Source organism: Candidatus Chlorohelix sp. (assembly GCF_037138995.1).
In the GTDB taxonomy this organism is placed as follows: Bacteria; Chloroflexota; Chloroflexia; order Chloroheliales; family Chloroheliaceae; genus Chlorohelix.
Window position 1 is genome coordinate 1 of sequence record NZ_JBAXHI010000051.1, and the last position, 23,322, is coordinate 23,322.

The 23,322-nt window shown below is 49.0% G+C and carries 19 protein-coding genes; 10 read left to right on the forward strand and 9 right to left on the reverse strand.

Annotated elements, in window-relative coordinates; all coding sequences use genetic code 11:
- The 5 genes from topA to WCK19_RS16395 form a co-directional block, all read right to left on the reverse strand.
- Nucleotides 1-1,918: type I DNA topoisomerase (gene topA, locus WCK19_RS16375; RefSeq protein WP_342398475.1), on the reverse strand; the 1,918-nt coding region annotated here is incomplete at its 3' end.
- A complete protein-coding gene (locus tag WCK19_RS16380) occupies nt 1,918-2,133 on the reverse strand; it encodes a hypothetical protein (RefSeq protein WP_342398476.1) in 216 nt (71 codons plus the stop codon). The genes topA and WCK19_RS16380, both read right to left, overlap by 1 nt.
- Before the next feature lie 7 nt (nt 2,134-2,140).
- The gene (locus tag WCK19_RS16385) at nt 2,141-3,151 is read right to left on the reverse strand and encodes an aldo/keto reductase (protein ID WP_342398477.1); all 1,011 of its coding nucleotides are present in this window, start codon (nt 3,149-3,151) and stop codon (nt 2,141-2,143) included.
- A gap of 158 nt (nt 3,152-3,309) precedes the next feature.
- A complete protein-coding gene (locus WCK19_RS16390; protein WP_342398478.1) occupies nt 3,310-5,181 on the reverse strand; it encodes an ABC transporter ATP-binding protein in 1,872 nt (623 codons plus the stop codon).
- 198 nt (nt 5,182-5,379) lie between these two features.
- Nucleotides 5,380-7,932: a hypothetical protein gene (locus tag WCK19_RS16395; protein ID WP_342398479.1), complete on the reverse strand. Its 2,553-nt coding sequence runs from the start codon at nt 7,930-7,932 to the stop codon at nt 5,380-5,382.
- 382 nt (nt 7,933-8,314) lie between these two features.
- Here WCK19_RS16395 and arsM point away from each other — a divergent pair, with 382 nt between their 5' ends.
- The 7 genes from arsM (at nt 8,315) to WCK19_RS16430 (ending at nt 14,038) form a co-directional block, all read left to right on the forward strand.
- Nucleotides 8,315-9,169: an arsenite methyltransferase gene (gene arsM, locus WCK19_RS16400; RefSeq protein ID WP_342398480.1), complete on the forward strand. Its 855-nt coding sequence runs from the start codon at nt 8,315-8,317 to the stop codon at nt 9,167-9,169.
- 54 nt (nt 9,170-9,223) lie between these two features.
- Nucleotides 9,224-9,358, forward strand: a complete 135-nt coding sequence (locus WCK19_RS16405) for a hypothetical protein (protein ID WP_342398481.1) — start codon at nt 9,224-9,226, stop codon at nt 9,356-9,358.
- A gap of 40 nt (nt 9,359-9,398) precedes the next feature.
- On the forward strand, nt 9,399-9,758 hold the full coding sequence (locus WCK19_RS16410; RefSeq protein WP_342398482.1) for a metalloregulator ArsR/SmtB family transcription factor: 360 nt from the start codon (nt 9,399-9,401) through the stop codon (nt 9,756-9,758).
- 63 nt (nt 9,759-9,821) lie between these two features.
- A complete protein-coding gene (gene arsB, locus WCK19_RS16415; protein WP_342398483.1) occupies nt 9,822-10,898 on the forward strand; it encodes an ACR3 family arsenite efflux transporter in 1,077 nt (358 codons plus the stop codon).
- An 18-nt stretch (nt 10,899-10,916) separates the two neighbouring features.
- The gene (locus tag WCK19_RS16420; protein ID WP_342398484.1) at nt 10,917-11,354 is read left to right on the forward strand and encodes an arsenate reductase ArsC; all 438 of its coding nucleotides are present in this window, start codon (nt 10,917-10,919) and stop codon (nt 11,352-11,354) included.
- Nucleotides 11,355-11,380: 26 nt separating this feature from the next.
- Nucleotides 11,381-11,791 carry an arsenate reductase ArsC gene (locus WCK19_RS16425; RefSeq protein ID WP_342398485.1) on the forward strand — a complete coding sequence of 137 codons (411 nt, stop codon included), beginning with the start codon at nt 11,381-11,383 and terminating at the stop codon, nt 11,789-11,791.
- Between the two features lie 516 nt (nt 11,792-12,307).
- Nucleotides 12,308-14,038: an alpha/beta fold hydrolase gene (locus tag WCK19_RS16430; RefSeq protein ID WP_342398486.1), complete on the forward strand. Its 1,731-nt coding sequence runs from the start codon at nt 12,308-12,310 to the stop codon at nt 14,036-14,038.
- 1 nt (nt 14,039) lies between these two features.
- Here the strand turns inward: WCK19_RS16430 and WCK19_RS16435 are convergent, their stop codons facing one another.
- Complete coding sequence (locus WCK19_RS16435; RefSeq protein ID WP_342398487.1) at nt 14,040-16,175, reverse strand: peptidoglycan recognition family protein; 2,136 nt, start codon at nt 16,173-16,175, stop codon at nt 14,040-14,042.
- A 186-nt stretch (nt 16,176-16,361) separates the two neighbouring features.
- Here WCK19_RS16435 and WCK19_RS16440 point away from each other — a divergent pair, with 186 nt between their 5' ends.
- Genes WCK19_RS16440 through WCK19_RS16450 form a run of 3 tightly spaced genes read left to right on the forward strand, consistent with a single transcriptional unit; the run spans nt 16,362 to nt 19,530 of the window.
- Entirely contained in the window at nt 16,362-17,162 is an 801-nt protein-coding gene (locus tag WCK19_RS16440; protein ID WP_342398488.1) for an enoyl-ACP reductase, read from the forward strand.
- A gap of 13 nt (nt 17,163-17,175) precedes the next feature.
- Nucleotides 17,176-18,675 carry a glycoside hydrolase family 13 protein gene (locus WCK19_RS16445; RefSeq protein ID WP_342398489.1) on the forward strand — a complete coding sequence of 500 codons (1,500 nt, stop codon included), beginning with the start codon at nt 17,176-17,178 and terminating at the stop codon, nt 18,673-18,675.
- 6 nt (nt 18,676-18,681) lie between these two features.
- On the forward strand, nt 18,682-19,530 hold the full coding sequence (locus tag WCK19_RS16450) for a hypothetical protein (protein WP_342398490.1): 849 nt from the start codon (nt 18,682-18,684) through the stop codon (nt 19,528-19,530).
- Nucleotides 19,531-19,615: 85 nt separating this feature from the next.
- Here WCK19_RS16450 and WCK19_RS16455 read toward each other — a convergent pair whose 3' ends face one another.
- From WCK19_RS16455 to WCK19_RS16465, 3 genes are all read right to left on the reverse strand, one after another.
- Complete coding sequence (locus WCK19_RS16455) at nt 19,616-20,320, reverse strand: phosphatase PAP2 family protein (protein ID WP_342398493.1); 705 nt, start codon at nt 20,318-20,320, stop codon at nt 19,616-19,618.
- Between the two features lie 499 nt (nt 20,321-20,819).
- Entirely contained in the window at nt 20,820-21,752 is a 933-nt protein-coding gene (locus tag WCK19_RS16460; RefSeq protein WP_342398491.1) for a glycosyltransferase family 2 protein, read from the reverse strand.
- Nucleotides 21,753-21,812: 60 nt separating this feature from the next.
- Nucleotides 21,813-23,322: IPT/TIG domain-containing protein (locus WCK19_RS16465; protein ID WP_342398492.1), on the reverse strand; the 1,510-nt coding region annotated here is incomplete at its 5' end.

A 23,322-nucleotide genomic window follows, 5' to 3' on the forward strand; every position in this document is an offset into this window, starting at 1 on the left:
AATCGGCTGCTTTTTCGGCGGTTTTCCGGGTGCGGGGAGCTTTTGCGGTAGAACTGCTGCTACTTTTGCGGGTATAGGAACTCCGCCCGGTAGATTTGCGCTTCTCTGCAACGGGGAAATCAGGCGATTGCGCCACCTCGATTTTAACCACTTCTCGTTCCGCCAAAGCCAAATGCTGCATCATAGGATGATACACTTCCGCCACCAACGGAACCCATTCGCGCTTACCCTCTGCCACTTGGTCTAACTCGTCCTCTAGCTTTGCCGTAAATTTCACGTCCAGCAAATCGGGGAAACGCGCCACCAATAGCGTAGTAACGGCGCTGCCAAGCGGAGTCGGCACAAATTTTTTCTCGCGCCCCACGCCTCGCACCACCACATAGCCTCTATCTTGGATGGTGGAAAGAATGGTAGCGTAGGTGCTAGGTCGCCCAACCCCCAATTCTTCCAAAGCTTTCACCAGCGTAGCTTCCCCAAAGCGCGGGGGCGGTTGGGTGAAATGCTGCTCTGGCAAAAGCTTTACCGGGTCGAGCGCGTCGTTTTCTTGCAAGCGCGGCAACCCTTTGATTTCTTCCGAATCGTCGCTATCGCCCACCGACTCGCGATAAATCGCCATAAAGCCGGGAAACAGCACTCTTTCACCGCTTGCCCGGAACAGGTAAGGCGGTTTTGCGCGGCGGTCACGGGGTAGCGCGTCAATGTCGTAGGTAGTAACTTCCAAACGCGCCTCCGCCATTTGGCTGGCGATAAAGCGTTGCCAAATCAAGCGATACAGGCGATGCTGATCCGCGCTAAGAAATTGCCGGATTCCATCGGGCAGACGCGCCGGGTTGGTAGGGCGAATTGCTTCGTGCGCTTCCTGCGCGTTAAGGGCTTTGCTTTTGTAGAAGGGCGGCTTGTCCGGCAAATATTCCCGGCTGTATTGCTGCATAATCACCGCTCGCGCTGCTTCTTGCGCTTCCCGCGATACGTTCACGCTATCGGTTCGCATGTAGGTGATAAGCCCGGAGTTGCCTTCCGAGCCAAGCGAAACGCCCTCGTAAAGCTCTTGCGCCACCTTCATAGTGTGCTTTGCAGCAAAGCCGAGTTTGCGGGAGGCTTCTTGCTGCAAAGCACTGGTGGTAAAAGGGGCGGAGGGATGCTGGCGTTTTTCTTTGCGGGTGATTGCGGCAACCGTCCAACTCGCCACCTCTAGCTCTTTTACGACTTGTTGCGCTTCTTCGCCTTTCTCAAATTCCCACTTGCGGGGCTGTTTATCGCGGGTAAATAATACGGCGCGAAACAGGTCGTTTTTTTGCTTGCTCCACGGGCTACGGGCTAAATCGGCTTCCACCGTCCAAAATTCGCGCGGTTCAAAAGCCTCGATTTCCTGTTCCCTATCTACCACCACCCGCAACGCCACGCTTTGTACGCGCCCCGCGCTCAAGCCACGCTGCACCTTCTTCCATAATAAGGGGCTAAGGCGATAGCCCACCAAACGGTCTAAAACACGCCGCGCCTGTTGCGCGTTGACGAGGTTCATATCCAATTGGCGTGGATTTGCCACCGCATGCTTGATAGCGCGTTCGGTGATTTCGTGAAATTCAACTCGACTCACTTTAAGACCGCGCCGATTTAGTCCCGCCGCGCCGGCAATGTGCCACGCAATTGCTTCCCCTTCCCGGTCAGGGTCGGTGGCGAGCAATACCGCGCTTGCCTCTTTTGCCAGAGCGCGAATGTCGCCGATAATTTTGCCACGCCCCTTTACCGATTCGTATTCGGGCAAAAAGCTCTCGTCCTCAACCTTTACGCCAAGTCGCTCCGGTGGCAAATCCCGCACATGCCCCATTGTGGCGCGTACTGTGTATTCGCTCCCCAGATATTTGCCGATGGTTTTCGCCTTCGCGGGCGATTCAACAATTACAAGTGTACCAGCCATTAAAAATCCCTGTTCCCATTTTGGATTGCCGATTGCCACAACCCCAAAGATTTGTACAAACCATCGAGGGCGTGTCGAGCCACGCCCCTACGAATTAAAACCATCTCCCCAACGAACGCCCAAAATCCGAACCCGCGTATTTGAATACGCCCTTCCCAATCCCCCGAATTTACCCACCACCCATCGAAGGCAATAGCCCTCTCCCACAGAGCCACCCGATTGTTATCTCAAAGCGATGCCGGGGTCTTCATTGCGCGGGATGCGATACCATATGCTATTGCACATCTTCATTTCTTCTTCATCCAGCGTCATTTCCAACCCCTTGAGGCTATCGGTCAATTGCTCCGGTTTGCTCGCGCCAAGTATCGCGGAGGTAATGCCCTGCTGCGCCAATACCCACGCCAACGCCACATGGGTTAGCGACTTTTCGCGTCCGGTGAAAAATTTCTTGAGATTTTCCACCGCTTCAAACATGTAATCATTCCAGTAACGCGCCTGATACAGTTTGCCCGAAACATTCAGGGTAAAGCGCGTGCCTTGCTCCAAAGCCTGACCGGGATTATAGCGTCCGGTTAGAAAACCCCCCGCCAACGGATTATAGACGATTACGCCCACCCCTTGCTCGCGGCACAACGGCAAAATCTCATTCTCGATTTCACGGTACAGAATGTTATAGCGCGGTTGGTCGCAATCGAAACGGGCTAAACCCAGTTTATCGCTCGTCCAAAGTGCGGCGGCAAGTCGCCATGCCGGGAAATTGCTGCACCCGATGTAGCGCACCTTCCCCGCTCTAACCAAATCGTTCAAGGCGGAGAGCGTTTCATCAATCGGGGTTTCCGGGTCGGGGAAATGTGCCTGATACAAGTCAATATAATCGGTTTGCAAGCGGCGCAAACTGGCATCTACCGACTCAAAAATGTGCTTGCGGGATAGCCCTTTATCATTTGCGCCTCCGCTCATCTCTCCGGCGCATTTGGTGGCAAGAACGATTTTGTCGCGCATTTTGCGTTCTTTGAGCCAATTGCCCACCACCACTTCGGTATTGCCGCGCATCTCAGGGGTTGCGCCGAGCGGGTACATATCGGCGGTATCGAAGAAATTAACCCCCGCTTCGGCGGCAATATCCATAATCTTAAAGCTGGTCGGCTCATCCGCTTGATTGGCAAAAGTCATTGTGCCAAGGCAAATTTCCGTTACTTTTAAGCCGGTGCGCCCCAATTTTTTTATTTTCATATTATTTCTTCTCCTGTATTGCCACATCCCATAAAGATTTGTACAAACCATCGAGGGCGTGTCGAGGGCAATAGCATCTCCCACAGAACCCCAATCCTAAATTGTAACAAGGGGCTTAAGCCCCTTGTCTGAACCCTAACCCTCTCCCCTCTATTTTACTAACGGTATGCTTCGGCTTGGAGGTTGAATAGCTCGGCGTAACGCCCATCCAATATCATTAACTCATGATGCGAACCGTTCTCGATGATTTCACCGTTTTCCAGCACAAAGATACGGTCTGCCAACCGCACCGTACTGAAACGATGGCTGATGAAAATGGCGGTCTTGCCTTCAGTTAGCTCGCGGAAGCTGGCGAATACCTCATACTCTGCCTGTGCGTCCAGTGAACTGGTCGGCTCGTCCAATACCAGAATCCGGGCATCGCGGATGAAGGCGCGAGCAAGCGCGATTTTTTGCCACTCGCCCCCGCTCAGTTGCGTACCTTCGGTAAACCAACGCCCTAGCATAGACTCGTAGCCTTTGGGCAATTTATCAATAACCGCATCGGCGCCGCTCTTGCGGGCTGAAGCTGTTACCAGTTCGAGGTTTTCGATTTCAGCCAACCGCCCCACCCCGATATTCTCTCTCGCGCTCATAAAGTAAGTGGCGTAATCTTGGAATATCACGCCCACTTGCTCGCGAAGTTCTTTCAGATTGTATTCCTTGATGTTGCGCCCACCTATCAGGATTTCGCCCTCGTCCGGGTCGTAAAGGCGCGTTAGTAGCTTAACCAACGTAGTTTTACCCGCGCCGTTGCGTCCCACCAGCGCCACCGCTTCTCCCGGCGCAATTGTGAAGCTGACGTTTTTCAGTACCGCCTCACGCTTGCCGGGATAGGTGAAACTGACGTTGCGGAACTCCACATCTAGCCCCTTTTGGGCATCTGTCACGGCTAAATCAGAAGGCTTTTCTGGAGAAGAAATATTCGGCTTGTATTCCAAAAACTCGAACAGCGTACCCACGAACAGGTTATTTTCATAAGTGCTGGAAATACCGCTCAGAATGGATTGGAAACTCTGGCTGACTTGTACTGCCGTTTGGGTAAAGAGCGTCAAATCGCCCAACGTTATGCGGCTCATCACGGCTTGCCACGCCACGTAAAGATAAATCGCCGCGTTGGCAATTATCGAAAGACACATCCACAAAAAGCTGGTCATATAGCGGCGCACCAGCAACGCCTTATTCTCATCGTAAAGTTTATTACCTAACTTACGATACTGGTCAATGAAGAAGTTGCCCAGATTAAACAGCTTGATTTCTTTGTTGTAGGTATCGGTAGTCATAACCATGTTGAAATATTGCATCTGACGGCGTTCGGGCGATTGCCAGCGCATCCGTTGGTAGCCCATCCAGCCATAGCGCGAGTCGGCGATAAACGCGGGGATTGGCACAATCAAAGCCACCGCTGCCAACCACCATTCCAACCGCAATAGCAAGAAAATCATGCTGATGAAAGTAATCAGCGTTCGCCCCAAGTCGAAGGTTTGCGAAATCATCTGCACCGGACGAAAAACCGATTGCTCAGAGGCTTGCCGTAGCTTGTCGTAAAATTCGGGGTTCTCAAAGAAAGATAAGTCTAGTGTATTGGATTTTTCCAGAATTAATACCTGTACCCGCACCGAGACTCTTTCCTGCAAGAGTTGCTGCACTATGTTGCCCAAAGTGGTGAGCAAGCGGGAAAAGACCTCGATTAAAAGCTGGAGTAGCACCAATTGAAAAACCGGGAAGAAATCCTGAGTTTTTATGGAACTTACCACGCCATCAATCAGCAATTTGGTTATCCAGATGCTAATAGCTGGCATAAAGCCCCGCGCAATGCTGATTATTCCCATTGCGATGGTCAAGGTGGGGTGGGTAGCCCATACCAGTTTTAAGACACGCGGTAGGCTGGTGAAAGCAGAAAAGACCTGTTTAAGTTCAAACTTATCGCTTTTATTGTGTTTGCCGCCTCCCCGCATAGGCGACCCCATATTAATCATGTGACCTTGCATTTATATTCTCCCTCATTAATATACGCAAATTTTTTTATTTATAGAGAAAACTACGAACCCGAACCCACGAATTGTAACAAGGGGCTTAAGCCCCTTGCCTGAACCCCTGTTTTTATATGAAGCAGTATAAATGATTTGGTAAGATTTTACTAAGAAAGCGGCTTAATAGCAGCGGTTTGGAAGAAGATTGCGCTAGATTTAGGGGACATTGTGTATTGTGGTGCAGACCATCCGGTTGGGGGCGTTTCCTGCGCCCGGCGCAAGCATCTTCAATTCAGGATGCGTGGCATCGCCGTGTCCAACAAAAGCTATGCCGTAGATGGTGACACCGGACAAACTTAGGTTGAGCGGTTGGTTGGATGTAATAGTGATTGTGGGACCGCTCGCGTCGCAACCGCCCACTAGCAATACGCCCTGTTTGGGCTGGTAGGTCAAAGTGCTATTAATAGAAAAACTCCCCGTTATCTCTATTACCTGATTTGCCCCGGCAGTATTCAAGGCGTTATTGAGCGATACGTCGCTACCAACCCTAGAAACTCGGGTTGGCATCGTAAAAGGGAAACTGTTGCTTACTCCGAGTGTGGTAGTACCATTGCGTTTTGCCGTTACCTGATAGGTATAAGAAACTCCGGCGGAAGCGTTGGTATCGTCCACTTCATTATTGGCAGTAGTAGTTAGCGGCGAGGAATTGCGCGTAATCTCGAAAGTTATGGGCTGTCCGGTTAGGCTGCAAGCGTTATTTGTCCAAGAAAGGCGCACCTGTGTAGTAGAGTAGGCATAGCCGCTCAGGTTGGTGGGCGCTTCGCTGGCGGGTAACAGCAAACTTACCGAAGCGGTTGCATTGGCAGATGTGTTGTACGCATTTTGAGCGTACACCCGGTAATAATAGGGGCTGCACAGCGTGATGGCGGTATCAGCGTAAGCGGTAACATTCGCGCCAACAGAGCCGATATTTGACCACGTTGTATTATCATTGCTGCGCTGGATGATGAAATTATCCTCGATAGCAGAATGGTCTGTCCAACTTAAATCTACTTTAGGAACTGAAACATTCGGGGTTGCCGTCAAGGCGGTAGGCGCGTTCAAGGGCGTTGAAACTGTCGCCGTATTGCTGGTAAAGGAATTGCCGGCGCTATTATGGGCATACACCCGGTAATAATAGGTAGTGTCCGAAGTGACGGCGGAATCGGCGTAAGCGGTAACATTCGCGCCTACCGAGCCAACAGTTGACCACGTTGTATTATTTGGGCTGCGCTCTATGACAAAGCTATCCTCGTTAGTAGAATTATCCGTCCAACTCAGGTTCACTCTAGGACCTGCAACCCCCGTAGCAGTCAAGGCGGTTGGGGCAGCAGGTGGCGTATTATTTATGACAACTTGGAAGCCAGTAGCGGTGGTAGAATATAGGCTAATTTTGTCGCCTGTCTCCGGGATGGTATAAGTATCGCCGGGACTTACCAACGCTGCCACAAACCAAGCATCCTCACTTCGGATTGTACTCACGCTGTGAATTACCACCGCGCTGCTTGGCAAGCCCACATCGTAAGATGTCCCGCTATAGCCGCTGACCTTACGCGCTTCGATGGTGTAGAAATAAGTTGAAGAGATGGGAATTTGCGCCATCAGGTAATCGCTTGTGGTGGGTTGCGCCATCCGTTCGAGGGTAACAAGCTGGCTAGTTCCTGAAGCGACTGTTTTTTTCTGCCCGGTGGGTATCCAGCCCTGCATATCCATGTGGTAGCTGATGGTGTGCTGTCCTAAGCAACCATAAACCGAGTCGCTGAAGCCTTTGGAATTACAGGGATACCAAGCATTGCTCAGCAAGTCCCAATTGTTGGTATATACCCCTGATTGGGCGCCATCTTTAGAATGGGGCAATCCTAAAGAATGTCCTGTTTCATGCGCCAACACAGTTTGGTTTTTCCAGCCCCACGGCGGTTCCCATGTGATGGGCCAAATTCCGCTAACTCCATCCCGCGCAAGATATGTAGTACCGCCCCAAGCATAGCCATCTAATTGTTCATTAAATGTCAGGTTGATGCCAAAGAAACTTGCGAAATTTACCGTTGAGTCTGCTACTTCGGTACAGTCGATTGCCAGATAGTCTAGCATTTTACCAGTAGCGAAGCCTAAATAATATGAACGCGGGTGAGGCAGCGTGAAGCCTAAGCCACTAGCGCCTGTATAACTCGCGCTACCGAGCAAATTCACATTATCATAGGATAATTCACGCCAAAAGTGGCTTAATCCTGGATAGGTATCGCTTACCATTCCGTTCAGGTAAGAAGTGGTAGCGTTAGCGGTGGCACTGTCAGGGAAATTACAAGCGATATTGACATAGGCTTTTGAGCCGCTTACCAGCGCGTCCGGCACAGACAACGCCCCTTGCGGATTTACTACCACGATGGAAGTAACATTAAACGCAACTGCCGTACCCCCGCCGGATGGTGCGATGCCTAGCGCCCCCGTAACGGATATGCGCTGCTTGTTCAGCGCCCTGCTACCGCCGGAAGCTTGCAACACCGAATCGCTAATTGCCAGAGGGGTTGTTGCGCCGCTATCATCGGTGAGGGTGTAATTGGTGCGTAAGGTAGTATTGCCGGAACTGGGGTCTGGGTCGCCCCATTGTATATTCAGCGTACCGGTAAGGCTGGTTTGCCCTGCTTGCGTTTGGTTCAGGTTGGCTAAAGCGGCAGAACCGGCGACTACAAGCCCGGCGCCAACCAATAGCAACAAAGCCGCCAACAACATATATATGAAGTATTTGCTTTTTATATTAAGTTTCAGCTTTTTATATTCCCAACGATTATTATGACTATGCTAATTCACTTGTTTTATTGTACCAGCAAATGCTAGATAGTCCAAGTAGGATATTTTCGCTATTTTGCGGCATTGGTTCGGATTCTGTGGGAGGTTGCGCTTGCCCTCGATAATGCGCCCTCGTTCGGTGGCGCAATTCTCATGGGGTGGTGGCAGGATTCTGTAGGAGCAACCTCCGTGTTGCGATAAGATGCGCCCTTGATATTTACGTATTGACAATTATCAATATGATGGTTATAATCCTTATATCGAATAACATCAATATGATATTAAAATCGCTTTTCTAAAATTCAAAACATGAGGAGACCTTTCTATGACTATTCAGGACAATAACTCCATTACCGAAGCGGTACGCTCCCGCTATAGCTCTATCGCGCTTACCGTTCTGGATACAAAATCGAGTAGCTGCTGCGATAGTTCGTGTTGCAGCGATAACGGAAGTGGCAATACTATCTCAGACCGACTCTATGAAATTGACCAGCTTGAAGGCTTGCCGCTCAAATCGCAACTTGCTTCGTTGGGTTGCGGCAATCCTACGGCGTTGGCGGAACTAAAAGCGGGTGAAACTGTGCTAGATTTGGGCAGCGGCGGCGGCATTGACGTGTTGCTATCGGCGCGGCGGGTTGGCGAAACAGGCTTTGTTTATGGGCTGGATATGACCGATGCCATGCTCGAATTGGCGCATCAAAACGCCGCCGAAGCGGGCGCGCAAAACGTTAAGTTCCTCAAGGGCGATATTGCCGCTATCCCCTTGCCCGATAATACAGTGGACGTTATAATTTCCAATTGCGTGGTCAATTTGGCGGCGGATAAACAGCCAGTGCTACGCGAAGCCTTCCGCGTGCTTAAACCGGGCGGACGCTTTGCCATTTCCGACATCGTTATTCACAAGGGCTTGCCCGAATGGTTGGTGGATGATACCGCTTTCCGGCGCGACCTTTCCTCATGGGCGGGTTGCATCGCTGGCGCGCTCACCGATGCAGAGTACCTGCAATATCTGACGGTAGCCGGCTTTGACGATGCGAATCTGGAAGTCACCCGCCGTTACAGCCTCGCCGACTTGGGTACGCCTCTCCCCGAATGGGTAGCATCTTTGGGCGATGAGTTGAGCAATGATTTAGTAAATCGCTTTGCCAGCACCTTTGTACGCGCCTCCAAGCCTTTATAGGAAAAGGGTTCTGGGTTCTGTGGGATTGGTTGTATTTCGTAGGGGCGCATCGGAATGCGCCCGGCTTTGGGTGGCGTTTATCTCATTGGGGATGTAGCAACAGGCGAAGGGCGACTCCAGCGTCGCCCCTACGGGTTAATTCTCTTGGAATGGGTTCAGACAAGGGGTTTTAACCCCTTGCCTCAATGATGCGCCCTCGTTGGTGGCGTTTATCTCATGGGATTGTAAAATGATTAAGAAACTTATTGCCACAATTCAAACTGAAGGATGCTGCACCCCCGCCAATCGTTCCAATGTGGAGTCCGGTCAGATTGAGGCAGCCGCGCAACTGTTTGCGGCGTTGGCAGATGCCACCCGGTTGGGTATTCTTAATTTGCTGGCGCAGAATCCAGAAGAAGTGTGTGTTTGCGACATCACCGACAGTTTCAAGCTAGGGCAGCCTACCATTTCGCACCATCTCAAAATTTTGAGGGAGGCAGGCTTGGTAGTGGGAGTTAAGCGCGGCAAGTGGGTACATTATTCGCTGATAAAGGAAAAGTACCGCGAAGTACAGGCAATATTAGAGCGCGTTTATAACACCATCGGCTAGTTTTTTTAATCGTACGTATTGACGTTTATCAATGTATTATTACCAATCGAAAGGAATCTTTGCTTGGAAACTGTAAAAACCAACCGCCTTTCCTTCCTTGACCGTTTCCTAACCCTCTGGATATTTCTCGCAATGGCGGTGGGAGTTGGAATTGGCTATTTCATCCCCGGCGTGGAAAACTTTATTAATACCTTTCAGGCTGGCACAACCAATATCCCGATTGCTATCGGGCTGATTCTAATGATGTATCCCCCTCTGGCGAAGGTGAAATACGAAGAATTGGGCGATGTGTTCCGCAATTGGAAAATTCTGCTGCTTTCGCTGGTGCAGAACTGGATAATTGGTCCCGTTCTGATGTTTTTTCTGGCAATTCTTTTGCTGGCGGATAAGCCCGAATATATGACCGGGCTAATTATGATTGGTCTGGCGCGTTGTATAGCAATGGTTATAGTATGGAACGAACTGGCGAAGGGCGATAGCGAGTATGCTGCCGGGTTGGTAGCTTTTAACAGCATTTTTCAGGTATTGTTCTATAGCGTTTATGCGTGGGTTTTTATCACGGTGCTTCCCCCAATTTTCGGGCTAAAGGGCAGCGTGGTACAGGTAGGGATTTGGGATATAGCCCAAAGCGTTTTTATCTATTTGGGTATCCCGTTCTTGGCGGGAATGCTTACCCGCTTTGTGCTGCTAAAGGCTAAGGGGCGAGAGTGGTACGAGAAGAAATTCATCCCTAAAATTAGCCCTATGACGCTGGTGGCGTTGCTTTTTACCATTCTGGTAATGTTCAGCTTGAAGGGCAATTTGATAGTACAAATTCCGTTGGATGTGTTGCGTATCGCCCTACCTTTGTTGATTTACTTTGTGGTGATGTTCTTGGTCAGTTTTTGGATGGGAAAGCGCATCGGGGCGGATTACTCCAAAACCGCTACCCTCTCATTCACCGCTGCCAGCAACAACTTTGAATTGGCAATAGCGGTAGCAGTGGCGGTCTTTGGCATCAACTCTGGGGCGGCGTTTGCGGCAGTAATCGGACCGCTGGTAGAAGTACCCGCGCTTATCAGCTTGGTAAGTGTGGCGTTATTTTTCCGGCGGCGGTACTTTGGGGGTGCAATTAGTCCAGTAGTAGCTAAACAACTTTAGGATAAGGGCGGGATAAATATGAGCAATGAAGATAAAATTAGAGTCCTGTTTCTATGTACTCATAATCAAGCGCGTTCCCAAATGGCGGAAGGAATTCTTCGCCACTTGGGCAAGGCTAGATATGAGGTGTGCAGCGCAGGAAACGAGTTAGCTTCTGAAGTACATCCCTTAGCTATAAAAACCTTAGCAAACATGGGAATTGATATAAGTAATCACTATCCTAAACATTTGAACCAGTTTTTAGACCAAGAATTTGATTATATTATTACCACTTGCGATCGTATCAAAGAGTCTTGTCCGGTCTTTCCGGGAGACCCTGAACGTATCCATTGGAGTCTGTCCGACCCGTCTAGGGCTGAAGGCAGCGAGGAAGAAAAGCAGGCAGTATTTAATGATTTGGCGGTAGAATTGGGAACTCGCATTCGGATGCTAATGCAACTACATCGTTTTAAATAAACATAATTCAGGAGCAAAATACTAGGATGGAAAAAGTTTTATTTCTCTGCACCCATAATTCGGCGCGTTCTCAGATAGCGGAAGGGCTGTTGCGGGCGATGGGCGGTGATAGGTTTGAGGCTTTGAGCGCGGGAACTGAGGTTACTTTTGTGCGTCCGTTGGCGATTAAGTCAATGGGAGAGTTGGGAATTGATATTTCGGGGCATCGCTCCAAAGTGTTGACCGAATACCTGAACCAACCGATTGATTATGTGATTACGGTCTGTGATGCGGCAAACGAAAGTTGCCCCGTTTTCCCAAATGCTCGCCACCGCTTGCATTGGAGTTTCCCAGACCCCTCCCGCGCTACCGGAAGCGAAGAAGAGCAACTGGCAACCTATCGCGAAGTTCGCAACGCCATTCAAGCGCGTATTGCCGATTGGCTCAAAACTGTTTGAAACAGGGCAACACACGAAGGGCGACTCACCTGCACCCCGAATGGGGCGAGCGCATCTGTTCCAAGTAATTCGAGAATTAACCAGAATATGTACTTATTAATGAATGCTGGATACTGGAAAGTTTGAAATAATCTCTTTAAAAGCCCTAAGTAGCCCAAATTTGGGAGATTTGCTACCCAAGAACCAATTGCCAAACCTTTTACAAATCGTGACAGGTCAAAATATTCCAGTTTTGATGTATAAAATTTTAGTTAGCGTTCATTAATAAGTAGAATTGGCTCATAAAAAAGCACATTTTTGAATTACTTGGAACGAATGGCATCGGAATGCGCCCCTACCAATCCGAAGCTATTTCTTTGGCAAACCCCCTATAAAAAGGATTTTATAGGGGACAATTTCTTTCTTGCAAAAGCCCTGGTGTTTTATCCTGAACTGTTACCTTTGAAGATAGTAACTGTGCTATACTGCAAATAATTATTATCGCCACCATGTTAATTCAAAACAGGATGACTTACTATGGCTGGTCTGGCGGAAACAGTTTCGAGCAGCGGTATCATACGCAGACGCGGGCAACGGATTTTGTATGCGCTGGCATTACTATTGTTGTTCAGTTTGGGTCTTGCGTTGGCATTCTGGCAAATACAACAGTACGAAACAACTCTACTAAGAAAAACCTTTATTTTGCAGGAAACGGGCGTGCCTCCGATTAGCGTACTGGAAATTTCTCCTTCCAACGTAACGGCGAATAGCCCGATATTATTAGTGGCGCATGGCTATTCTGCTAATAAAGAGACCATGCAGGCAATTGGGGTGGAAAGCGCGTTGCGCCTGAATTTAAGGGTGTTGCTGCTGGATTTTCCCGGTCATGGGTTTTCTCCGTCACGCTTTTCCGGAGATTTATCCAGTGACCAACAGAATGACCAATTAGTGGAGGCGTTGAGCTCGCTCTACCAATACACCCGCCGCACTTATCCCGATGCGCTGGTGGCATTGCTGGGGCATTCGATGGGAACGGGGGTTGTGGCGAGGCTCTCCGCTCGTGAAAATACTTTTGCCGCTACCATCTTGCTTTCACCTGCGCGTATGCCCGATTACCCCGAACTAGGTTATAAAAACCTGCTGGTATTGGTAGGCGATGGTGATATTAGCCAATCGCTGGACGAAGCCAAAAAGGTATATGCGCTTAGCGTCGGAATGCTCTCTACTAGCGATTACCCGCCTGAAGCGCGAAAAATTGAGGGGGCAGAACAGGGCGACCCGCAAGATGGTTCGGCAAAGCGCGTGCGAGTGTTGTCAGGCACTAACCATATTACGATTCTTTATACCGCCGATGCTATGTCTGAAGTGAATAGTTGGTTGGATCGCACGCTATACAAGGGTGATGGAAAAGCGGTACGGGCTACTATTTTGGATGACCAAAACGGCGCGGGCTTACGATTACGCTGGACTATCGTTGGTATTATTTTCGCGGTATGTTTACTTTATCCGGTATCTTCGTTACTGGCAGATGTTTTCAAACTGCGGGTCGTCCTGAGTCGTATCCCTTTGCCGCCTACCGCATCACAAAGCTTACTCATGGCAGGAATATTGCTGCTAGCTGAAGTTATTGCCGCGCTGCTATGGACTCCGGTTAAACCACCACCGCAATTATTGGGCTTGCAATTAGGTAGTTATCTGGCAGGCTTTTTCCTTGTAGCCGGGTTGTTGGTATTAAGCTGGCTGCGCTGGTATCAACAGCAATCCCGCCAGCGTTTCGGTCCACGCTTCGAGGATTATTCTCGCTATTGGGGTGGGGTGATACTAACCAAGTTGACGGTGTGGGGGCTTCTTCCGGCTGTTCTCTTTGCGCTGGTATATTTCACGCTCGGTTGGTTTTCGGCGAATAGTTGGGAAAGCCTTCAATTCAGCCCTGCCAGAATAATTCCTTTTATTGGGCTGTTAGTGTGCTTGCTGCCCTACTTTCTGGCAGATGAGTATATCTTCCGGCGCATGCAAACGTGGCGGGGCTATTTTTGGGGGCTTGGGAGCAAAATCGGGCTGTTTGCGGTATTGGGCGGGGCAGTTTTGCTCAGCCCCGCCCAATTGGGTTTTCTTATAATTATTTTGCCGGTACTGTTTTTGCTGTTTGCAGTATTCGGGTTGGTCTCGCTGTGGCTCTTTTGGCTTATGCGCGATTTTGTGACCAACGCGGTATTGCAAACTTTGATTTTTGCTTGGGTAATCGCCTGTTTCTTCCCGCTTGTGTGACCTACAAACCGGGTTGTAGCCAACTACGCCTCCGCAATACGTCTTTGCCTAGCAAGCCCAATAATACCTCGGATTTAGTATTGGTAAACTCAGGGTGGTACTCAAAGCGATTGCGCTGGAAGTATTGCACCGTGTAGGTTTTGCCGTCATCCGGGTTTTTCTCCGCAAACTCATCGCTGATAGGATAGCCAAATATGCCTAACCCCCCATTATTGACCCAATAGCGCAAAAACGACCCGCCCAAGCTATAGCCGGTTTCGGGGAAATACCAGCGATCTGTAGAGCTTTTAAACGGGTCACCTTTAGGGAATTTGCGCTCCACCGTCAGTTGCACGCCTAGCAAGCCCAATAGCACCTCGAAGGGCGTACCCTTGTTTTCCGGGTGATATTCAAAGCGATTGCGCTCAAAATACTGCACGGTATAAACTTTATTGTCGGTTGGAGACACCTCTTTAAATTCCTCGGTAAGTGGGTAGCCAAAGATTGGCAATGCCCCGTTACGTTCCCAAAAAGTGCGGAAAGCATAGCCCAGATTGTGTCCGGTTTCGTTGAAATAGCGAATATTAGAATCGGCGGTGCGACTAGCGGCACGTTGGGTAGGATACCCGGAAGGAATAACCGAAACAGGTTGCCGCCCGATATTCTCGGCATGGTATTTTACATACTCTTGCACGATACCACCGAAATATTCGGTTGCTTTGTTTGAATTGAGCTTGATGTAACCGTAGATTGAGGTAGATTCGCCGGGTTGTAGGCTTTTACCTAAGCCCCAACGATAAGGGTTCGGCTTGTTGTCGGGGTCGCTGAAATCTACCGTCAACCGAAACTTGCTGCTAATTTTAGGGAAACCCTGCCCGGCATAATCTTGAGCTTCTTCGTAGGTATAACCGGGGTCGGGACCTTGTGTTTCCAGCACTGTATCGCCGGTATTTTTGATGGTAGCATCAATCCGCAGGCTTTGCCCACCCGGCAAAGTAGTTGGGGAAAATCTAAGGGACACCAATTCTGCCCCGTAGTTGGCGTTTTTTGCCGGTGTTATTATCACTTTAGCGGCTACATCGGCGCGAATCTTTGGCAACAAATCATAGGCAACCTGACCGGGGCAGGAGGTATTCATCACGTCACGATGAGCGCAAATGGTATTGATGGTTTTATCCACGAAGAAAATACGCGCTAATGCGTCAATTTTCTTGGCATCGGCTTTCCAGATTAGCAGTGCGGTCAGTGATGCCAATTGTGCATCGGTGGGGCGCGTGCTGGTAAAGCTACCAATCAGGCAAATGCCAATGCTACCCGGATTGTACTGTAGGGCATGTCCTGCGACTACGTTATCGCCGCCATAGCGTCCCTCGTAAATATTGCCTTTCCAATCAATCAGATAGTTGTAACCGATGTCCCCCCAGCCTTTTGTAATAGCATGATAATAGTAGATGCTACGCACATCCACGCTGGGGTCAGCATTGTAAGTGTTAGAGGTTTCGCTGTGATGTATGATTATCGCCTTCACGGGAACATACTCGCGGGGCCATATTTCGGTTCCGTTATGGAAGCGTAGGTTTTCGTTCGCCCCCCATGAAGCGCGTGAAATTATGGTGGGTTGGTTTGGCGTATCAGGCGTGACGGGTGGCGCAATTGCTTTTACGGGAGAGGGGCTGCTATCCAGAAAGGAAAGCCCGACCACACTAAGCGAGACTCCATTCGGTATGGTCACGCGATACTGGACGTATTGCCCGCTTGCTAGAATGGGGTTGCCAAATACTCGGTTTGCAGGGTATTGCCCTACCGGTCCGGCGCGGTCATCGCTTTCCTGCGTGATATTGAACCAATCGCTGAATTTAGCGCCATCGCTACTGACTCGCACTTGAAAAGCAAGCGAAGCCGAATTGCCGGAAAGCGCTTCCCAGTAAATTCCTACCGCGCTGAAAGTTTGACCAGCATTGAAAACCGCAGAAATATATTCCCCAGAAGCGGGAAATTTATCTTGCTCTATGAAGTCCGCAGCCGTAGCTTTGGCGCGTGCCAAGGCAAGGGGGAGCGTTGCCACTGCCGCCCCTGCCAGCGCTGTACCACCCGCCAACTTGAGGAAGCAGCGACGGCTTCTGCCCGCCCCAAGTGTAGTTCTAAATTCCCCCGGCATTTTTAGAATTGCCTCCCGTATAAAACAAGCAAAACAGCCATATATAATCACTTATTAAACGTGTAGATAATAGCACGGTTTCAGAGTATTAATGAATTTAAATGTCTATTTGTACAGACTCGCCTAAATATGATACGATAGAACACATTGCGAAAACAGGGATTTTTGTTAGAAGGAGATAATGCTTTGTACCCATTGCTTGAAGGCAAAAAAGCTCTGATTATGGGAGTTGCCAATAAACGTAGCATTGCTTGGGGTATTGCACAATCATTTGCAAAGGCTAATGCCGAAATCATTCTGACTTATCAGACTGAACGGTTGAGAGAAAATGTGGAACAACTGGCGGCAAGCTTGCAAACTCCCGCAACTGTTATTGGACCTTGCGATGTGCAGAGCGATGCCGAATTGGATGAGGTTTTTGAAAAGGTGGGCGCACACTTTGGCGGAAAGCTGGATACGCTGGTACACTGCCTTGCTTTTGCCAATCGCGAAGACTTGATGGGTAGTTTTACCAATACCAGCCGCGCCGGTTATGCGCTGGCGCAGGACATCAGCAGCTTTTCGCTTATTGCCACTGCCAAACGGGCGCGTCCCTTGCTGGAAGCGGCAGGCGGCGGTAGCATTATCAGTCTTACGTATTTGGGCGCAGAGCGAGTAGTGAAGAATTATAATGTAATGGGTGTTGCTAAAGCGGCGTTAGAAGCTTCGGTGCGCTATTGCGCTCAAGATTTGGGTACTCTAAACATTCGGGTGAACGCCATCAGCGCAGGACCGATTAAAACGCTGGCAGCTTCAGGTGTGCGTGATTTTGGCAAAGTGCTAAACTATGTGAAAGATATAACTCCCCTGAAACGTAATACTGAACAGGCGGAGGTGGGAGATACTGCTGTATTTCTTGCCAGCGAAATGGCGCGAGGGATAACCGGCGAGGTTATCCATGTAGATAGCGGCTACCATTTATTAGGTCTAATGGTGGCAGACGAATAGAAAGGATTTGCAGTTGAGCGTCGCAGACAGTGTCCATACCCCTGAATGGGTAAAGGATGCGATTTTTTACCAGATTTTCCCGGACAGGTTTGCCAGTAGCAACCGGGTGTCAAAACCGCATTTTGTGGAAAGCTGGAATAGCCCACCCACTACTCACGGTTATAAAGGTGGAGACCTGCTAGGGATTGCCGAAAAGCTGGATTACCTTGAAGATTTAGGGATTAACGCCCTCTATCTTAATCCAATCTTTCAGTCCACTGCTAACCACCGCTACCATACGCATGATTATTTTCAGGTTGACCCAATTCTGGGCGGCAATCCCGCCTTTCGGGAGTTGCTAGACGAAGCCCACAAACGCGGTATGCATGTAATTCTGGACGGCGTTTTCAACCATGCCAGTCGGGGATTTTACCAGTTCAACCATACCCTAGAAAATGGCGCAAATTCGCCTTATCTCGATTGGTTTAATTTTCGGGGCTTTCCGGTGAATGCTTATTCGGGCGATGTCAATTTCGATGCTTGGTGGGGCATTGCGGCGTTACCCAAGTTTAATGTCAAAACCCCGGCGGTACGTGACTATATTATGTCGGTTGGGCGTTTCTGGTTGGAGTTCGGCGCGGACGGCTGGCGGTTGGATGTCCCCAACGAAATTGACGATGATGAGTTCTGGCGCGAGTTCCGGCGGCAGGTCAAGGGCGCAAACCCCGAAGCCTATATCTGTGGCGAAATCTGGGAAAATGCCCGGCGTTGGTTGCAGGGCGATCAGTTTGATGCGGTGATGAACTATCTTTTTACCCGCGCTACGATGGGCTTTTTCATGCGCTCTTCCAAATTTAACCCTGAGACTATTCGCGATACCGGGCTGGATGGTCATGGCAGTATCCGCATGATTGACGCGCTTCAATTTGGCATCTTTATCAAGGAATTGCAAGAATTGTACCAGCCTGAAATCAATCAGGTCTTGATGAACCTGCTCGATAGCCATGATACCCCACGCTTCCTGACTATCGCCGGGGGCGACAAGAGCGCGTTGAAATTGGCTACCCTGTTCCAGATGACCTATCCCGGCGCGCCTAGCATTTACTACGGAGATGAGATTGGGATGGAAGGCGCCCGCGACCCTGATTGCCGCCGCTCCTTTCCGTGGGATGAAAAGAATTGGGATAATGACCTCCGCGATTACTTCAAACGCGCTATCGCTCTCCGCAAGCAGCATCCTGCTTTCCGACGCGGCAAATTCGATACGCTTTACGGGCAAGACAACATGTATATTTTCGGGCGGCGTATGGCTGATGAGCATTTCATTGTGGTAATGAATTTGACCGAAATGGTATTATCAGAGTTGCCGCTCTTTACTCCCGCTGACTCGAAGGAATATCTGGAGGGGGGCTACCACTACCGCGATTTGTTTGATAAACCGGGTGAGGTCTATGATTTTTCACCGGGTGTAGGGTCAGAAAGCGGTTTCCGGCTACCTCCCCGTAGTGCTGCTGTTTTGCAGCGGGTAAGATAAGGCGCGATGGAACGGGTAGTTCTCTCCCATGTACAGGTTGCGCCGTTGCTCAAGCTCCAGCGGGATGGCGCAACCGAAACCGAAATTTCCCCTAACCTTTCGCTTTCAAAGGTCGGGGTTCAACTTACCGCTAAAGGTGTGCTATTTCCCGGTGGGGAAACGTTGTCGTGGGCGGATGCTGAAAAGATAAGCGAGGCGGAAAACAGTTGCTATGTGCTGTCACAGGACGGCAGCTTGAGCAAGATAGAGGCTTATTCGGACGAAACCAACCGTTACTGTAGCTTGTTACCTACCCGCGCCGCGCCTACCCTTCTGATTTCCGGCATTCTCATGCACCGCATCAAAGATACCGACCCCTACCAAGATACGCTGAGCAAAATCAAGGCAATTGAGCCGGTTACTGGCAATGTGCTAGATACCTGTACAGGGCTTGGCTATACCGCGATAGAAGCCGCTAAAAGAGCAGAGCGCGTAACCACCATCGAGTTTGACCCGGCGGTACAGGAAATTGAGTGGCTTAATCCATGGTCGCAAGCCCTGTTCGATAACCCGCGCATCACTCGAATGCGAGGCGACAGTTCCGAAATTGTGCCGAGTTTTGAAACTGAATCTTTCCACCGCGTTGTGCATGACCCGCCCACTTTCAGCCTTGCTGGGCAGCTTTACTCCGAAGAATTTTACCGCCAGTTATACCGGGTGCTAAAACGTGGCGGTATCCTCTTTCATTATATCGGCGACCCCAAGAGCAATTACGGCACACGCACTTTCAAGGGGGTAATTCGCCGCTTGCAAAGCGCCGGATTCAAGCGTGTAGTCATGCGCGAAGCCGCTTTCGGGGTAGTGGCGTATCGTTAAGCCTATACTCAGGTGTTTGTACTTTATCTTGGGTATGCTTCGAATAGGTACACTTTGCTATACTTGCCACTCAAACCAAGAGGAGTTATTTGTCGTTCCTACGTAATTGCCTGTAAATAGCGGTACTTCCTAGTAACGCCAATAACCAGAATCCACCTGAAAGATAGCCTCCTATTACATCGGTTAGATAGTGGACACCCAGATATATTCGGCTCAACCCTATCATGAAAATAAGGAGCAACATCAACAATGTCCATCCCAACCTTAAAGTGTTACGCTTGAAGAATTTCAGACCAAGCCACAAGAGCAAGCCAAAATAGCAAAATGCAACCGTAGCATGTCCACTCGGAAAGCTGAAGGAATCGGGACGCTCTATTACACTAGTCCACATTTGTGGGCGCGAGCGGCGAAATAGAAACTTCATCGCTTGATTAATCACCACGCCACCCCCTACTACCAATAGCAATAACCAGCCATAAAAATAATATTTGCGCCAGACAAATATTCCGACTGTGACGAGGGTCAGAATCACAATACCAAGCGCATTTCCTAATGAAGTGAACAGCGTAAAAACCGTATCTAGTAGCGGATTTGCAAAACTATGTACCCAATTTCCAAAGCTGGAGTCCAGATTGGTAAATTCATTTTGTAATAGGTTTTCGGTTAACTCGACAAAGAACCACAGAAACAGCAACGCCCCGGCTAATGAGACTACCGCGTAAAAACCCAATTGCTTTATCAGGTTAAACAGCGTTTCGAACCGGGGGATTTTTCTGAAGAAATTTATCATACATGCCAATGCCATTTCTCTTGTAAATGCGAAATGAAATAGTCTCAAAGGACTTCTAAAACAATATTGCAATCGCGAAATTATTTTGAACGCAAAACCCACAATGATAGGTTATATTGTAACAAATATTATTCTCTGAATCGCCTTGTTTAACCCGCAAAAGGTATTTCAATAATGTATATTAACCGTTGTTTCAGCCAGTTTCGCCGAAATTTCCAGCGGTAGTTTGTACCTGAATGTGCATATGGATAGTCGTCTGAGTGCTGTAGTGACACATGGGGTTGGTTATACAGGCTTCTCACCCTAGCATTTAGGTCTCAAGACGGGCATTACCCTTTCTGCCAATGAGATTCTTCATGAGCAAAATGCCAATATTACCATTAATGAGGGGAAAAGAAGTGCCTTGCGTAAAATGACGCAAATAACTGGCGAGTTGAGAGAAGCCCTGCAACGCGATAACCTTGAAGGTTTCGGTGAGATAAATGATATGAGATGCGGTTCAAGCTCTCAAGAATTGCTTAAATTCCGACCACCTGAACCAATTCTCAGGTGTTCCTGCTACACTGTTAGGACTCGACATTTTTTTTATCCGGTAAGTTGCCATTTTTGACAGCGCAGCGAATATGACCATAAGTTTGAATAACATCGCATAAATGCTTCCATAATGCTTTTTGAAAAGAAGCTGCTTACTGTTTTGTAGCTGCCAATTGAGCTTGCGCCAACGTTTGTCACTACTCTGTGACCCCAAATGAATTATACTTATATTACCCAGATAATATACTTCTTTCCCGGCTTTTCGCAAACGAAAACTCAAATCGTTTTCTTCACCGTACATAAAGAACTGCTCGTCAAACCCGCCAATCTCCTTTAATATGGCGGTGTTAAATAACATAAAAGCTCCCTGCACCGCTGCCACCGGCTTAATCTGATAACTCTCCTGCTCACGGGAATTTGGGAATAAGGGATGATATAATTTACGCCCTAACCCGGTTAGTATCAGGAACTCGCGCCACAAATTCAGATAACCCGTATAGGAACCTTGAAATGAACCGTCCGCATTCAAAAGGCGTACCCCGATTAACGCTACTTTCGGGTGAAACTCCATAAATTCTGTAACTTGCTGCAAACATTCGGGTAATACAATCGTATCACTATTTAGCATGAGACTATATCGCCCGTAAGCTAATCCCAGACCCTGATTATTAGCAGCTCCAAACCCGCGATTTCCCCGGTTTGCAATCAGCCTAACTTTGGGGAATCTCTGCTTTAACGCTTCTATACTACCATCTACCGAACCGTTATCCACCACGATTATTTCGTAGCTAAACCCCCCCGGTGGGTTAGAATAAACCGATTCTATCGTTTGCAGCAATAAGTCTCGTGTGTTCCAGTTAACGATAATTATCGAAAGGTCAACCGTTGCGAAAGGCATTTTTACCTCATAAAATGGGCGAGCTTCTAAAGCTCACCCCTTTACTTGTTTTGTTGTTTCCTATTGCAATGTATAGCCGATTGTTACAGAAGTAACCGATGGTGTCCATGCTCTATTTGCGCTACTGGTAAACGACAGCCTGTAGCGGATATAACGTCCGGGCGGGTTGGTGATGCTTGCGCCTGTAACGCTTACTGCCGTTGACCATGCACTCCAGTTAGTCCCATCTACCGATGTTTGGGTTTGCACCGATAGAGCAGCGCCAGTCGGAACAGTACCATTCCAGCCAATTACGCCCCATCCTATCACTTGAGAACCCGCGTCAATCGTGGCACTGGTAAAGGTACCGCTGGTGGGGAAGGCGTTAACCTGAATCCACTCCGACTGCAAATTATTATTATTGGTTGAAGAACTATAGAGGAACACGTTTAGTGAGGTAGAAGTAGTCAGATTATGGGTTGCTACCAGCGTGTTATTTACAAAGTATTGAACGTTGGTAGTACCTACCACAATCTTGAAATTGTAGAAAGTATTGAAGCTGACAGTAGCGATTTTGGTTTGTAAACTGCTACGCCCAATACTTGTACGGGCATAAACAGCGGTTGGGTCGCTGGAAGGCACTCCAAACATAGCCCAAGGACCGGTATTTAAAGGTAGTCCTGTGGTAGCCCAGCCAAAGTTTTGGTTCGCGCCCGCCACGTTTGAGAAACTTACTCTCCCCTCTACAATATTACGGGCATAATTGGTGTTGCTACTAATATAAGCGCCCTTAACCAACACAATATTATTTGTAATAGTGGCACTTCCGCTAAGATTGGTTCGCCCCAAAGACCATTTAGAAGTGTTCAGCGTGGTTGAAGTAAAATCATCTTGGAACGTTGGGAGTAGTCCGGCAGCAGTAGTAGCACCTGTAGTCAGACAGCTTGCATTACTCATAGTAGCAGTATTGCAAACTGTAGCCAGAGAGGGACTCAGCGTTGGCGCTGCCGAAACAGTGAAAGCGTTAGCTAAAGCACCGGTTTGCCCATCCGGATTTCTAATAGTGAGAGAATAAACGCCGGGGGCAAAGTTCTGAGGCACTATCGCAGTAAGTTGAGTAGGTGAAATATAGGTAACATTGCTCAAAGCTGTTGCGCCTAATTGTACAGTAGCGGTAGATGCAATGTTAGCCCCATTAACCGTAATAGTGCGAGCTATAGCGTTTGCGGGTGTCACATTCGCTATAACTGGCGCTAATACTTGCACCGTAAAGGCGTTTGCCAAAGTATCCGCTTGACTATCAGGATTTGTAACGGTAAGGCTAAAGACACCGGCGATAAGTCCCGCAGGTACTACTGCCGTCATCTGGGAAGCATTTAGCACGGTAACGTTGGTCAAACTAGCGTTGCCAAGCATGGCGGTAGCCCCTGCTACGAAATTAGAACCGCTTATTGTGACATTGGTAGCGGTAAGTGTGCCACCTGTAGCCGGGCTTATACTGCCAAGAGTTAGCGCAGGGGCAGTAATGGTAACTCCGGCGGAACTGGTAACACTACCGCTTGTCACAACTACACTGTTGGGATAACTGCCT